We start from the raw sequence: 15,016 nt of genomic DNA, 5'->3' as shown, positions 1-15,016 counted from the left end.
GCTTAATGGTAGAGCACCCGGTTTGCATCCGGGAAATAGGAGTTCGATTCTCCTCAGGTCCATAAGAAATGACTTCACGAAAGTGGAGTCGTTTCTTATTTGGACATGAAGCAAGCAAACTGCTTTGCTTGCGTGGCGAATCGAAGGGCGGAGCGATGTTTTGCTAGCAAGCAAAACCGCGAGCGGCGGCCTGCGACCGAGACTTGCGACGGCAAGGCGAGAGTTGTAGGCGATTCTCCTCAGGTCCAAGAAAAGGGCTCCGCACCAGCGGGGCTTTTTTCGTAGAGCATGAAGCAAATAAACTGTTCTGCCTGTCGGGAAAGTCGAGGGGTCCTTGCGAAAAAAATGGATTCTCATTACACTATAATCATTATCAACGTATTCAATTTACTACTATGTTTGACCGAATCACTCATCCGGAAAAGTTTATAGACGCAGAGCATGCGGGTAAGAATTGGATTGCGCAAGAAAAAAAGAACTATACAGGATTTAGTGAGGTGCTTAAAAGTTTTTTAAGCTTAAAAAATACTGAATTTAATCCGATGTACAGTATTGTCTTCAAATATGGTGGTACTGCTGTAGCAGGAATGTCTGCATATGGAACGAAATTTCTTGAGCGTACAGAGGATCCCTTGCTTGTCGGTGGAGTATTGCTTGCATCCGGAGTACTAGGACTTTCAACTATTGTTATGGGGACAGTAGATTCCATGAAGCGAAGAAAAATCTTACAAGAACGAAAATTGGCGCGAAAAACATCATAACCAATCACTATGCCTCCATCACTTGTATCAATTTTTGAAAAAATTACCGATCTCCTTACTCATTCCCTGGGGTTTTCCCAATCTGGAGCGCAGCGACAACTCACCGAATTGGAAAAAATCATCATGGGAGCTATTATTAGGCGTATGGCAGAAGAAAGGGGCGTGAGTCTTTCATCGCTCCAATCTCAAAAGAAGCTTGAAGCTTTCTTTGAAACATTTTCCGATGAAAAAAAATTAAAAAATATCATAGAACACGAATCAACGCGTGTACTCAAAGAATATTTTTCAACAGTAACAGCGGGACTTGACACGCGGAAGCGTGCACAGTTCTACTCAACACTCCAATCAATTGTTGGGGTAGCATAAATAACCCGAAATAAATTGACTCCATCGAAAAAAGACAATTTTTATGCTATACTGATATCATCTAACTAGTAATGTGTGTTCAAAAAAACACTCACTCGAAAGGGGGTGAACACTATGGCAAAGAAAAAAGCAGCAAAAAAGCCAGCAAAGAAAAAGGCAGCAAAGAAAAAGAAGAAGTAAATTCTTCTCAACAGAAAAATAAATAATCCCGGATCGCTCGCGAGCGGGATTATTTATTTACATTATAATCATAACTTAAATTCACATATTCAACGCACACACTTCGCGCAATAAGTTATGTAATGAGTAAAAATATTTTTTATTGGCAAATACTCTATATCTAAATTTTTTCAAAACTACTTGGTAATAAAATTTTTAATCTATTTTTTTGCCGTCAATAAACCGCTCCTTCGCAATAATAATAAAAAAATATTTTTTGGCTAAATCTCAGAGGGCCTGTTGATAACTTTTTTATTCAAGCGACCAATCAATCTCTTTCTTGCCTGCTTTGCGAAGAATTTCATTTGTCTTTGAAAAATGTTTGCAGCCAAAAAATCCTGCATACGCAGAGAGCGGAGAAGGATGTGGTGCAGCTAAAACAACATGTTTAGTTGTGTCGATGAGCGCTTCTTTTGATTTTGCATAATTTCCCCAAAGTAGGAAAATAAGTCCCTCGCGTTTTTCAGATAGTGTGCGTATGGCTGCATTAGTGAATTCTTCCCATCCTTTTTTTTGATGCGAACCCGCAGAATGTGCGCGTACCGTAAGAGTCGCATTCAGTAACAACACTCCCTGCGCAGTCCATTTTTCGAGATTGCCGCTTACGGGCAATGCCACGCCAATATCATTGTGCAGTTCCTTAAAAATATTTACCAGTGAAGGAGGTGGAGGCACTCCTAGGGGAACGGAAAAGCAAAGTCCATGTGCTTGTCCGGGCCCATGATAGGGATCCTGACCCAATATAACAACACGTACATCCCAAAAAGAAGTTTGGTCGAATGCGGCAAAAATGTATTGTCCTGACGGATAAATACGCTGGCCGCTTGAGATTTCTTTTACAATAAAGCTTTTGAGTTCTTTAAAATAAGGTTTTTCAAATTCTTCGCTGAGCGCCTCCTTCCAGCTTTGCTCGATTTTAGGATTGATCTCCATATATAATCATAGTAGCAAAAAATAAAACAACAAAAAACCATCCTTTCGGATGGCTTCTTGATAAACTGGCACCGACCTACTTTCCCGCAAAGCAGTATCATCGGCCCTGAAGTGCTTGACGACCGAGTTCGAGATGGGATCGGGTATTTCCACTCCGGTAGAGGCACCAGAGATGCCTGCCCAACATTCCTGTTAGGCAGACTTTCTCTGATATCTGATTACGAACATTTTGTTAGCTCTGATTATGGTCGAGATGCGTTTGACGTATTAGTACGGCTTGGCTTAAACCCTCACAGGTCTTCCACCTACCGCCTATCAACCTGATAGTCTCTCAGGAGTCTAATAACGAAATCTTATCTTGGAGACGGCTTCATGCTTATATGCTTTCAGCGTTTATCCGTGCCGAACGTAGCTACCCAGCGATGCCCTTGGTAAGACAACTGGTACACTAGAGGTTCGTTCTTTCCGGTCCTCTCGTACTAGGAAAGAGCCTCCGCAAATTTCGAACGCCCACCGTGGATAGGAGACCGAACTGTCTCACGACGTTCTGAACCCAGCTCGCGTGCCGCTTTAATTGGCGAACAGCCAAACCCTTGGAACCTTCTCCAGCTCCAGGATGCGACGCACATATTTCCACTATTACTAATGGTGTAGACTATACCTTCATCCGATTTGCACAATCGGAGATGAGCATATAATAGAAGTTTACACGATGCGTATTAACGCACACCTTCTATTTCTGTCTGATAATCATCAGACTTCAGTCGTTACGGGGTCAAGCAATTTTGTATGCCATCGAAGGAATCACATAGGGCCGTATGCACGACCGTAAGCGCTCCATTGATTTCGATGGGATATAGATCACAAATGCATTTTTATGTTTTTGGATGGTGCTTTGAATGTTTAATGTCTGTAGTGACTGCTGTATAACTCTTTGTTCTTCATAGAAATAACTTTGAGTATTTAATCGCAAAGCATTACAGTCATTCCTCCGATAGCCATCATCCATAACCCATACTGCGAGCATTCGCGGAGATAATAGTTTTGGCAATTCATGCGGTATGTGTTTTCTTTTATTTTTATAAAAGAGCTTCACATACTCTTCGAATAGCGAGAGTGTTCGCGTTCGAAGTATACAATGATGATAGAACTTATTTGTGCGAATATCCTTTCTCTTTTTTATCGAAACAACAGAGGGGATTCCGTACAATTGTTCTTTCTTCCAGATGACATACTTCTCTTGCGATAGGGAATGATCGATAACAAGCCGAACATTCTTCCCGTTTCGTTCAAGAAAACCGTCACCCAAAAGAGTGCCAATAATAATATCTCGTTGCTGACTTCCCACGGTATTGTCCATAAAATACTGGGTTCATTATACCATTTTATGGAGTTCACCGTTATGAGCTCATTTTTCTCATGCTCGATTACTCGAGCAGCGACCCTTATCGAGCCGACATCGAGGTGCCGAACCTGGTCGTCGATATGGACTCTTGGACCAGACTAGCCTGTTATCCCCAGAGTAGCTTTTATCCGTTGAGCTTCGACCATCCTATTATGGATCGTCGGATCACTAACCTCTACTTTCGTAGCTGCGCGACTTGTAGGTCTTGCAGTCAAGCTGGCTTGTGCGTTTGCGCGTCCAGTCCCGTTTCCATCGGGACTAAGCCAACCTTTGTAGACGCCTCCGTTACTTTTTGGGAGGCAACCGCCCCAGTTAAACTACCCACCAGCTACTGTCTCCTTTCAGGATAACTGAATAGGATCAAGAATTACGACCATCCAAGGGTGGTGTCTCATTGTTGCCTTGCGGCTCCCACCTACACTGAACATGAAGGGTTATAATCCAATAGCAAGCTGTAGTAAAGCTTCATGGGGTCTTTTCGTCCAGCGGCGGGTAAAGAGCATCTTCACTCCTCTTGCAATTTCGCCGGGTCCTACGAGGAGACAGTTCTCTTGTTGTTATGCCGTTCGTGCAGGTCGGAACTCACCCGACAAGGAATTTCGCTTTTCGCTTCCTTTTTTGCGAAGGACTCTATCTTCACCCCGATGATTATCGGGGGCATGGCGTGGAGTCTCTGAGGGAATCCGAAACATTTCGGATCTTCCCTGCTGATTGCCGTACGGCTACGGTTTCCAGCATATAGCCATGTTTTCACTGACTATCCATGTATGGATAGTCAGCAGGACCATTATCACATTGCTGTGAAATGAAGCAGCTTTTTATCGTTTACCATTTTTTTTACGACCATAATCGTCCCAGTCCTTTTCCGATCCACATATTATGAATCGGAAAACCTTAGGACGATTATAGTTATCGCCGGCGTTCATCAGCGCTTCGGTTCAAAGCCTTCTAGATTACTCCAGTCAACTCCTCCCCTTAACGTTCTGACACTGGCCAGGCATCAGCCCCTATACGTCGCCTTACGGCTTCGCAGAGACCTATGTTTTTGGTAAACAGTCACAAGAGAAACGTTTGCTGTGCCCCGACACGTACCTTGCGGCACGAGCGGGGGAGGCATATCCCTAAGTTACGCCTAGCTTTTTTGCCGAGTTCCTACTCGTAGGTTCTCCCGTACACCTTCGTATACTCAACGTGCTCACCTGTGTCGGTTTGCGGTACGAGTACTACCAGACGAGCCCAACAGTGCTTTTCTAGATTCCACCTTCTTCCGACTTGTCAGAGTTGCCTCCAACTTACACTCCCCCGACGTTAATCGAGGTTGGACGCGCATAACCAAAGCGCGCTCGGAATACTATGAAATGTCCGCTGTTGAAATCTGGCAGTAGTTCAGGAATATTAACCTGATATCCATCGGCTACCCCGCACCTTGGCACGGACTCACCTTAGGATCGACTAACCCTGGATCGATTTGCGTTGTCCAGGAAACCTTGAGCTTTCGGTGTTGAGAGTTCTCATCTCAATGTATGCTACTTATGCCAACATTCTCACTTCTGAACGCTCCACCGCACCTCACAGTACGACTTCGCTGCATTCAGAATGTTCCTCTACCACCCCGCCCAACGTTTGAATGACAGTAATCAAGATATCTTAGATAAAAAAATTATTCTTTATCGCAAATACCTCAATCCAATATCACCCAAACGTTGGGCAGGATCCGCAGCTTCGGTAGTGTTCTTAGCCCCGGTATATTTTCGGCGCGCGGCAACTTGACCAGTGAGCTATTACGCTTTCTTTAAATGATGGCTGCCTCTAAGCCAACATCCTGGTTGTCATTGTCGCGGTACCACCTTTTACACTGAGAACACATTTAGGGACCTTAGATTGCGGTCTGGGCTGTTCCCCTTTTGTCTGACGGACCTTAGCGCCCGTAGACTTACTCCCCCTGTATAGCGTACCCAGTATTCGGAGTTTGGTTGGAAGCGGTAGGATTGCTCCACCCGCCCCCATTCAGTGCTCTACCCCTGGGCGCCACAGAAAGGCTAGTCCAAAAACTATTTCGAGGAAAACAAGCTATTACCGAGTTCGATAGGAATTTCACCACTAACCACAACTCATCCCCGTGTTTTGCACAGCACGTGGGTGCGGGCCTCCCTCTGTTTGTTGGCAGAGTTCACCCTGGCCATGGTTAGCTCACCCGGTTTCGTGTTTTGTCCATGCCGCTGCTCCACGTGGTTATAAGGTAAGCGGTTCTCGAATCGTGGAAATTGCTCTCCAACAACCCGGTAACCCGCTAGCCTTATAACCTATGGAAGTCGCCCTATTCAGACTTGGTTTCCCTTCGCTTTCGTCCGATTCTCGGACTTAAACTTGCGACATAGAACAAACTCGTTGGCTCATTCTTCAATAGGAACGCCGTCACCCGCTTTGCAGCAGGCTCCGACTCCTTGTAAGCACATGGTTTCAGGTACTATTTCATTGCCCTTCCGGGCTGCTTTTCACCTTTCCCTCACGGTACTGGTTCACTATCGGTGGTCAAAAGTATTTAGCCTTGCCAGATAGTCCTGGCTGATTCCTACTCGCTTTCACGAGGCGCGCAGTACTTGGGATCTAAAATGAAACAGAGAAGACAAATTCTTTTCGGCTACGAGGTTATCACTCTCTTTGACTGGCCTTCCCAGGCCATTCGCCTAAAAATTCGTTTCCCTGCACGTCAGAATCGGCTGGCGTACCATTTCGTCCCGCTACCCCTAAATTATCTTTGGCCCGATCGCTGTCCGCCAAACGCCACAAGCCTAGATTGCTCCAAACTCACTTTGTAAGACTTTTGATAATTAAGGTTTTGGCTGTTCCCTTTTCGCTCGCCGCTACTAAGGGAATATACTAGGTTAATAGGTTAAAGGGTTTATAACAACAAGGAAAATCCCTGTGCTATGCACCCCAAAACCTAAAAACCTAGAGTCTTTTTTTCTTTTCCTCCGGTTACTGAGATGTTTCACTTCACCGGGTTGTCAAACTCTAGAGGCTTCCCTCTAAAGATACCTCGATCTTCCATCGAGGTGGGTTTCCCCATTCGGAAATCCGCGGATCACGGGTTGCTTGCCACCTTCCCGCGGCTTATCGCAGGCTGCTACGTCCTTCATCGTCTTTTGACCCCTAGGCATCCACCATGTGCACTTATTCGCATCTCGACCATAATCAGAGCTCATTGCCGGTTAAGGCAATAATGTATCGTAATTATAATGAAATGAGATGAGATACTATTGCTTACTAATGCTCTTTACTTTGCTTTACTTGCTAACTAATTTGCTTAATTTGTTCGTAATCAGATTGTCAAAGAACTTCCCCCTCCTTTTAAGGGAGAATGGGTGGGGATTTTGTAGGCTTTCATCCACACTCATTCGCCCTAAAATGTTGTATTTAAAACAAAAAACCGCATTTCAGCGGCCGTAAGAAAAAACGCACCAGCAGAAATTAACCTTTTGAACCTTCGCTACTCGTTGTTATGGGTAACATGGAGTTTTTGATAATTCCTTTCAGCTGCTATTTCTCAATCACTCACCTTTGTATGTGAGCGTACGACCAAGTATACTATAAGCAGAATACATGTCAAGAGCTCCCACTATCTATAACCATACGAAAAATTGGCATTCTTCCCCATTTCTGACAATTGAGAGTTTTCCACATGATGGGGATAAAAAATGTATTGCTCCCTTGGGCAGGGAGGGACTCGACTTCGACTCTCGGCTCGCCGTCGCTCACCTCGGTCTAGCCACCGCCTCGCGGGTCCGATAACTATCGGACCATCGCTCCGGCGTTCTCGTCCCTACGCGACAGAAGCAGTTCTGTCGCTCCTTGGGCAGGGAGGGACTCGAACCCTCAAGGGTTGCCCCATTGGCTTCTAAGGCCAACGCGGTTACCAATTTCGCCACCTGCCCAAAAATGATTATAAATATAATACAATCAATATACCCCGTTGTCTAGAGCGGTATTAAATCAAACGTAGTCTCCTATGAATTTGAAAAAAGTATAAAAATGTGGTATAATCATAGGACAAAGGGGATAACATGGCTCGCGGTCTGTCGCGGGTGTTGCTCTTTTCTAAAAAAACATGAAAAACAAAAAGAAAAACACCACTTTTTCCATTTTATTTATGTATAACCAACCATAAATAGGCATTATTGTATTTCAACCATGCCTATTTATTTTATATGTTTCACCGCACAACAAACAACATGAAGGAAGCCTGCGGAATTATGTATGGAAAAATGGAAAAGAGCCTAAAGCTTTTACGCCGCATTTATTTCGTTGAAATTATTGTTCTGCTGATTGTCGGCGGTATTGTTGGCGTATTTATGAGCCTTTATGCTGCGCCGAATAAATCATTTGTTTATCAGGGTCGCATCACTGGAGCTGATTTTCTGCCGCTTGATGATGCGACATACTACATGCGTATCAAGCTTTTTGACGCATTAACAGGCGGCACATGCTTCTGGTCAACAGGAGCTGACCGAACTGGAGCGAACTGTACTGCGTTAAATTCGGCGGCGAATGTTCCGGTTGTACTCACTCGAAGCTTATTTTCACTGCCAATGGGCGACACTGCATACCATGCCAACATGCCGAATATCGCGTCTCTTGATTTCAAAAACACTACCTACTTCATGGATGTATCGTTCTCCACTGCATCAGGCGGCACCTATGAAACATTCACCACTCGCACAAAGCTGGGCTCTGCCGCAAGTGCAGTAGCTGTCCTTGATGCACTGCAAGCGAATATGTTCAATCAAGTGCCTGGGTCATATACTCAAATCAATGACGCTGATGGCATCACCACCTCTGATGCGACGATCACTGTTGATTCTACCGCTGGGTACCCTTCCGCTGGCACGATTCTCATAGATACCGAGGTGATGACGTATACCGCCACAACAGCAACAACACTTACCGGTGTTGTGCGTGGAGCTCTTGGCACGACAGCTGCAACCCATAATGATAATGCCACGGTAAAGACATATTTGTTTTCGGGAGCGGCCGGCACAGCAACCGCAACGCTTTCGAGCGACCACACCAATGCCGTAACAACTATCACTGTGGGGTCTACTGCAGGCTATCCGACAAGCGGCACAATCCGAATAGACAATGAACTAATCACCTATACCGGAACAACGACAACAACACTTACTGGAGCTGCTCGTGGCGCGCGAGGAACAACGGCTGCTGCACATACGTCAGGCGCGATAGTAAAACTTGATATCTTTCCAACCTATTTTATTACTAGCGATGGGAGCGCGTTTGTAAACTCAAATAGCACTTCTACCAATCCACAAATTGGTTTTCAAGTTTCAGGTACAACAAATTATACGCTTGGCATTGACCGATTGGCGGACTCAACGGCAAATAAGTTCAAAATCAGTACAAATAATGTTGCAACAACGGGAACGGGAACGCTATCGAGCGCAAGTATGGTGGTCACCGGCGTAGGAACTGCTTTTATTACGCAAATTTCAATTGGAAGCAATATCACCGCTAGTGGACAAACGCGCACTGTCGATTCTATATCCAGCAATACATCACTCACAACAGAGACTGCCTTTTCTCCGGCTATTTCATCAGGAACATCATTTACCTTTACCAGAAATCTTCTTGCGCTTGATTCGCGATCCACTTTTGCAACAGGTGCGCAATATTCCGCATTTACGTTTTACGGTCTCAATAATACGTTGGCATCATCATTTGATGCGGATTACACAACGCTTACCGTGACGCCGCCAACCATAACGCTTTCCGAATCGACTCAAGTAACTTCGCTCATGGAATCTATTTTCTTCTTTCGCCCGACAATTGCATCCATTGCAGCTGGAATCACGGATGCTTCAACATTTACGGTTGCTGGTCCACCGCTATTAACCGCCGGTGCAATGACAAATGCCTATGCAGTAAAGGTGAATAGCCTCACGACTAATGGCGGAGCGGCGCCAACCAATGCCTATGGTCTAGCTGTTGCCGCACCAACAGGAGCTACGAACAACTATGCAGCTATCTTTACCGGAGGAAATGTAGGTATCGGCACCACGGCGCCAATCACACAGCTGCATGTGGCGGGCAATGTGCCAAGTGCGGCTCATCTCACATCAAGTGTACAAACGGGTGCTGGATTTAGTCATATTCATGTTCAGGGACGTTATCTGTATGCAACTGGGTTGGATGCAAATAAATTTTATATTTATGATACTTCAAAACTTGGAATAAGCAGCCCCGTATTGAATTTAATTAATACCGGAGGAACAGGAACAACGACCGCAGCCGGCCCTCAGCGCGTCAAAGTAAGTGGACGGTATGCATATATTCTAAATCAAACAGCGAACAAACTAAGTGTCTACGATATATCAAACCCAAGCTCGCCAACACTTATGGGGAATTCTGCAAATGGGACGGGAACAATCACCACCTCAGGTGCCGCAGTAACAGGGAGTGGAACCTCATTTAATACTGGGCTTGCAATAGGAAACACAATTACCGTAAGCGGACAAACGCGAACAATAGCGAGTATCTCCGGTGCCACTTCACTTACTGTTGATACTGTATTCTCACCGGATATAGGCGCAGGAACAGCATTCACATATATAGCCCCTATTACAACACAGAGTGGTCCGAATGCGATCGCAGTACAGGGACGTTATGCGTATGTCGTTAGTACCACTGCTGCTCGGCTTGAAATTTTTGACATTTCTAACCCTGCTTCGCCCACAGTTGTCAATACGGGCGGACTTGCATTAAGCTCAGGCCCCAATAGTATTGCTATTCAGGGGCGCTACGTTTATATAGCCAATAGCAGCACAACGACATTTAGTATTGTTGATGTATCAAACCCAACATCTCCATCAATCATTTCGAACCCAACCGTTGTCGCGAATGCAATTGGTATCACTGTTCAGGGGCGCTATGCGTATGTGGTCAGCGGTCCACCTGCTTCCACGGCAAACGGAACACTCCAAATCTTTGATATTTCAAATCCTGCTAGTGTCCCTGCTGTTATTGGGACAGTTGCTACAGGGAATAACCCTACATCCGAGCCCGTTGTGCAAGGGCGCTATCTCTATCTCAACAATCCAGCAGACTTCACCGTCGCCGGCACCATGCAAATTTTTGATGTCTCCAATCCGGCAAGTCCTTCGAGTGTTGGCACTGTGGGAACCGGCACTGGCCCAGTAAATCTTGATGTAGCAGGTCGCTATGTATTCGTGCCAAACTCTGTTACGAACACCATACAAGTGTTTGATGTTGGCGGCTCATATGTTCAACAAATGGAAGTAGGAGGGCTTGAGGCAACTTCGGGACAAATTCGGAATAATCTATCGGTAAATAATGATCTTTCGGTAGGCGGGGGCATCAACGTCGGCATTGGTGGAATGTATTCAGCGGGACCTCTCACTGTTACCGGTCTCGAAGGCGCCTCTGGTACCGCATCAGCATTTGATGTTCGTAATTCAACCGGCACAAGTGTATTTTTTGTACAAAATACGGGCAGAGTCGGGTTTGGTGTTGTTGCGCCAAGCTTCTCTCTTTCTCTTGGGGGATCATCCGCACAAACAATTGCCGTTGAAGCCGCAACCGCAAATAATGCAGGGAATAATCTAAGTCTTTTTGCTGGAAATTCAGGAAGCGGCACAAATCTTATTGGAGGAAATCTTACGCTTACATCGGGAAATTCTACCGGCACAGGACAAGCAAAGGTAGTTGTTCAGGTGCCGCAAAAAAGCGCAAGTGGTGCGACAAGCAACTTGGCAAGTACTATGCTTGAGTTTGTGAATGGACATATCGCTATTGTTGCACAAACCGCTGTGCCAACACTCGGAACATGCACGGGGGGAACGCTAGCAACCTCGCCGCAGGCAAGCGATACGTCAGGAAAAATCACAGGTATCACAGGGGATTCCTGTGCACTCACTTTCACTGCAAATAACGCATATACCAATGCGCCTGTATGTGTAGCACAGTACGAAGGAAGTGATACGCGGTCCATTAGAGTCTCTTCAATAAGCACGACAAGTGTTACATTTACATTCTCATCCACTCCAGCCGCCGCTGCAACAATTTCTTATTTTTGCGTCGGCCTTGGCTCGCAATAATACTTATGTAATGATATGTTATTGCGTAAAAAAAAATTTTTCTTAGCGATTATCATTTTGACTCTTTTCGCATCTATTGATGCGCGAAATGTTTTTGCACAAGTGCTTTCCTCAACAAACTATCGCGTACTTTCGAGTTCTATCAATTGCGGCGGAAACACGGCAACATCGGCAAGCTATGCCTTGCAAGATTCGACGTGCGAAACGGTTGGTCCGGGAGCAAGCGACTCCAATGCCGTCTTTACTATAAGCACAAACTATTCGCTAGGCGGCGGATACCAAGCCATGACAGACATCCCAACACTTTCCGTTACACTGTCGGCATCAAGTATTTCATTCGGTACGCTAAGTACCGCATCCGTCACAACGGCTACGCCAACAGTCGATGTTACGGTTACCACTAATGCCGTTGGGGGATACAGCGCCACCATTATTGCAGACGGCGCGTTTCGCTCTGCGGGAGGAAATTTCGGCGATGTTACCGACGGTACCGTTACTGCCGGACAAAATGAGTATGGCGTACGCACAAGCGGCACCGACGGACAGTTCAATGATACCGACACCTGCATTCCCTATACCGGATCAGGCTGCTCAACAACGCCAAAAACAGTTGCTACCAATTCAAGTTGGGTGAGCAGTAAAACAACAACGCTTTCGTTTAAAGCATCGCCATCAGGCACAACAGCTGCGGGCAATTATTCACAATCGATTACTGTTATTATAAGCGGAACGTTTTAATACTCACATGTTTGAACGAACAAAAAACAACTTTTACAATACATGTACGTCGTTTTGCACCACTGCGAAGCGCAGTGTTCATCTATTCAAAAAACTTTATGCGCTTGAGCTGACAGTACTTCTTATTGTAGCAGGCACGATCAGTATTACCGTTGCGCTGTACGCTGCTCCAAACCAAGCATTTGTCTACCAGGGAAAGCTTACCGACCAGAACTATACCCCCGTATCAAATGGAACATACTACGCAAAACTAAAAGTCTATTCAGACCCTGCGGGAGGGAATGCCAATTGCGTATGGGCAACAGGATCGGTAACAAATGCAACATTATCGACAATCACCAATAACTGTACCGAAGCTCTTACTACGTCCGCCATTCAAGTGACAGTGTCCCATGGTGCATTTGCCATTCACATTGGCGATACATCTTTGACGGGCGGGAAAATGCCCGATATCTCAAGTCTTAATTTCAAAACAACGACCTACTATCTTGGTGTTACTGTTTGCGGCACCGGAGCAGATGCGGCCACAGCATGCGGAACCGATCCTGCCCCTGCGGAAATGACACCTCTCTTGGCCGTTACCGGCTCACCGGCTGCTGCGAGCATTATAAGCACGCTGCAAGCGAATACGTTTAATCAAGTGCCTGGAAGCTATACGCAAATCAATGATGCGGATGGCATTACCACCTCTGATGCGACGATCACCGTTGATTCTACCGCGGGCTATCCCTCCGCCGGAACGATTCTCATAGATACCGAGGTGATGACCTATACCGCTACAACAGCAACAACACTTACCGGCGTTGTACGTGGAGCGCTTGGCACGACAGCCGCAACCCATGCGGATAATGCCACGGTAAAAACGTATTTGTTTTCGGGAGCGGCAGGCAACACAACACTTATCAATGACGCGGATGGTATCACGGCTGCTGATACGACAATCACCGTCGATTCGACTGCCGGGTATCCGACTAGCGGCGCAATCCGAATAGACAATGAACTAATCACCTATACCGGGATATCAGCACCTACATTTACCGGGGCAGTGCGTGGTGCGCGAGGAACAACGGCTGCAACACACACGGATAATGCGATAGTAAAACTTGATATCTTTCCAACCTATTTTATCACCAGCGATGGGAGCGCGTTTGTAAATGCAAACTCTTCTCCCTTTATGCCATCTCAAATTGCCCTGCAGATCAACAACACAACTTCTTACGCCTTTGGAAATGATCAGCTTGGAAATAATTATTTCAATATCCGCGGCGGCAATCTCGATGATTTTTCGATTCCGACATTTTACAGAATCCGTCATGAAACATCGGTATCAGGAAGCTACTCTGCTCACCAATTATTCGGGAGGAATGCTGCGCTTACTTCAGCAAATAGCACTAACTATACAACGCTCTCTGTATCCCCCCCAATACAAACATCGCTCACGGGATCAACCCAAGTTACAACGCAAATGGATTCTGTTCTTTTTAACCGACCGAGGATTGCATCAATCACGGAAGGAATCACGGATGCTGCAACATTTTCTATTGCCGGTCCTCCAAGCTTAAGCGCAAACGTTGCAACCAATATGTATGCTTTCTATATAAATGGAGCAGAAGTAACAGAGGGCATTGTCACTCCATCAAACGCCTATGGACTTTCTATAGCAGCACCAACAGGTGCAACTAATAATTATGCGGCTGCTTTTACCGGTGGGAAAGTAGGTGTTGGCACCGTGTCGCCTATTACTCAACTTCATGTTGCAGGTAGTGTGCCGAGCGCAGCACTGAATGGATCGGGAACAGCTGCGGGGGCAGGAACGCTCTGGGTGACAGTTCAAGGCCGCTATGCCTATGTTACAAATAATACCGCAAATACACTCCAAATCTTCGATGTCTCAAATCCTGCATCGCCATTAAGCGTGGGGATAGTTGCGACTCAAACAAATCCAGTGCAAGTTGTCGTAAAGGGTCGGTACGCCTATGTTGCGAATACGGGCTCAAATACGCTACAAGTTTTTGACGTCTCAAACCCCGCATCACCGACAAGCGCAGGAACGGTTGCGACAGGTAATGGTCCGGCAGGAGTTGCCGTACAAGGAAAATTCGCATACGTTCTGAATTTTTCGGGAGATACTTTTCAAGTTTTTGACGTCTCAAACCCCGCATCACCAACTGCGGCAGAAATAGCACCGCTTGCAACCGGCACCAGTCCCCTGGGAATTGAGATACGGGGTCGATATGCCTATATTACAAACAATGGTACAACTGATTCTTTTCAAATTATTGATGTTTCAGACCCTACGCAGGCTACTGTACGATCTACGACCACTACGGGCGCTGGTACCGACCCAAGTGGTGTTGCGCTCCAGGGGCGCTACGCATATATTACTCTTCGCGGGACAGATACGCTCCAAATTTTTGATATTTCAAATCCTGCGTCACCAACAAGTGTAGGAACAGTTGCAACAG

At 45.9% G+C, this 15,016-nt stretch carries 6 protein-coding genes, 1 tRNA gene and 2 rRNA genes; 5 read left to right on the top strand and 4 right to left on the bottom strand.

What is annotated here, in order from left to right:
- Positions 1-395 precede the first annotated feature (395 nt).
- Positions 396-761 carry a hypothetical protein gene (locus tag AAB400_03720; GenBank protein MEK7648992.1) on the top strand — a complete coding sequence of 122 codons (366 nt, stop codon included), beginning with the start codon at positions 396-398 and terminating at the stop codon, positions 759-761.
- Between the two features lie 9 nt (positions 762-770).
- Complete coding sequence (locus tag AAB400_03715) at positions 771-1,127, top strand: hypothetical protein (GenBank protein ID MEK7648991.1); 357 nt, start codon at positions 771-773, stop codon at positions 1,125-1,127.
- Between the two features lie 471 nt (positions 1,128-1,598).
- On the opposite strand, the gene ung is transcribed toward AAB400_03715, so the two are convergent.
- From ung to AAB400_03695, 4 genes are all read right to left on the bottom strand, one after another.
- Entirely contained in the window at positions 1,599-2,273 is a 675-nt protein-coding gene (ung, locus tag AAB400_03710) for a uracil-DNA glycosylase (GenBank protein MEK7648990.1), read from the bottom strand.
- Between the two features lie 69 nt (positions 2,274-2,342).
- Positions 2,343-2,450 (bottom strand): 5S ribosomal RNA (gene rrf / locus AAB400_03705).
- 76 nt (positions 2,451-2,526) lie between these two features.
- Positions 2,527-6,872 (bottom strand): 23S ribosomal RNA (locus tag AAB400_03700).
- 665 nt (positions 6,873-7,537) lie between these two features.
- Positions 7,538-7,619 (bottom strand) — tRNA-Leu (locus tag AAB400_03695).
- A gap of 273 nt (positions 7,620-7,892) precedes the next feature.
- On the opposite strand from AAB400_03695, the gene AAB400_03690 reads away from it, so the two are divergent.
- The 3 genes from AAB400_03690 to AAB400_03680 all read left to right on the top strand — a co-directional run.
- Entirely contained in the window at positions 7,893-11,813 is a 3,921-nt protein-coding gene (locus AAB400_03690; GenBank protein MEK7648989.1) for a hypothetical protein, read from the top strand.
- 15 nt (positions 11,814-11,828) lie between these two features.
- On the top strand, positions 11,829-12,551 hold the full coding sequence (locus AAB400_03685; protein MEK7648988.1) for a hypothetical protein: 723 nt from the start codon (positions 11,829-11,831) through the stop codon (positions 12,549-12,551).
- Positions 12,552-12,558: 7 nt separating this feature from the next.
- Positions 12,559-15,016 (top strand): hypothetical protein (locus AAB400_03680; protein ID MEK7648987.1); only part of this gene is annotated, 2,458 nt, incomplete at its 3' end.

The organism is Patescibacteria group bacterium (assembly GCA_038065255.1).
Taxonomy (GTDB): Bacteria; Patescibacteriota; Patescibacteriia; order JACQRZ01; family JACQRZ01; genus JBBTRI01.
Note: the sequence above shows the minus strand (reverse complement) of the source record. Positions and strands in the feature narration are given on the sequence as shown.

Bases quoted from the DNA above. Each gene is read 5' to 3' on its own strand.
- AAB400_03720 (MEK7648992.1), top strand. From the start codon at position 396: ATGTTTGACCGAATCACTCATCCGGAAAAGTTTATAGACGCAGAGCAT.
- AAB400_03715 (MEK7648991.1), top strand. From the start codon at position 771: ATGCCTCCATCACTTGTATCAATTTTTGAAAAAATTACCGATCTCCTT.
- AAB400_03690 (MEK7648989.1), top strand. From the start codon at position 7,893: ATGTTTCACCGCACAACAAACAACATGAAGGAAGCCTGCGGAATTATG.
- AAB400_03685 (MEK7648988.1), top strand. From the start codon at position 11,829: ATGTTATTGCGTAAAAAAAAATTTTTCTTAGCGATTATCATTTTGACT.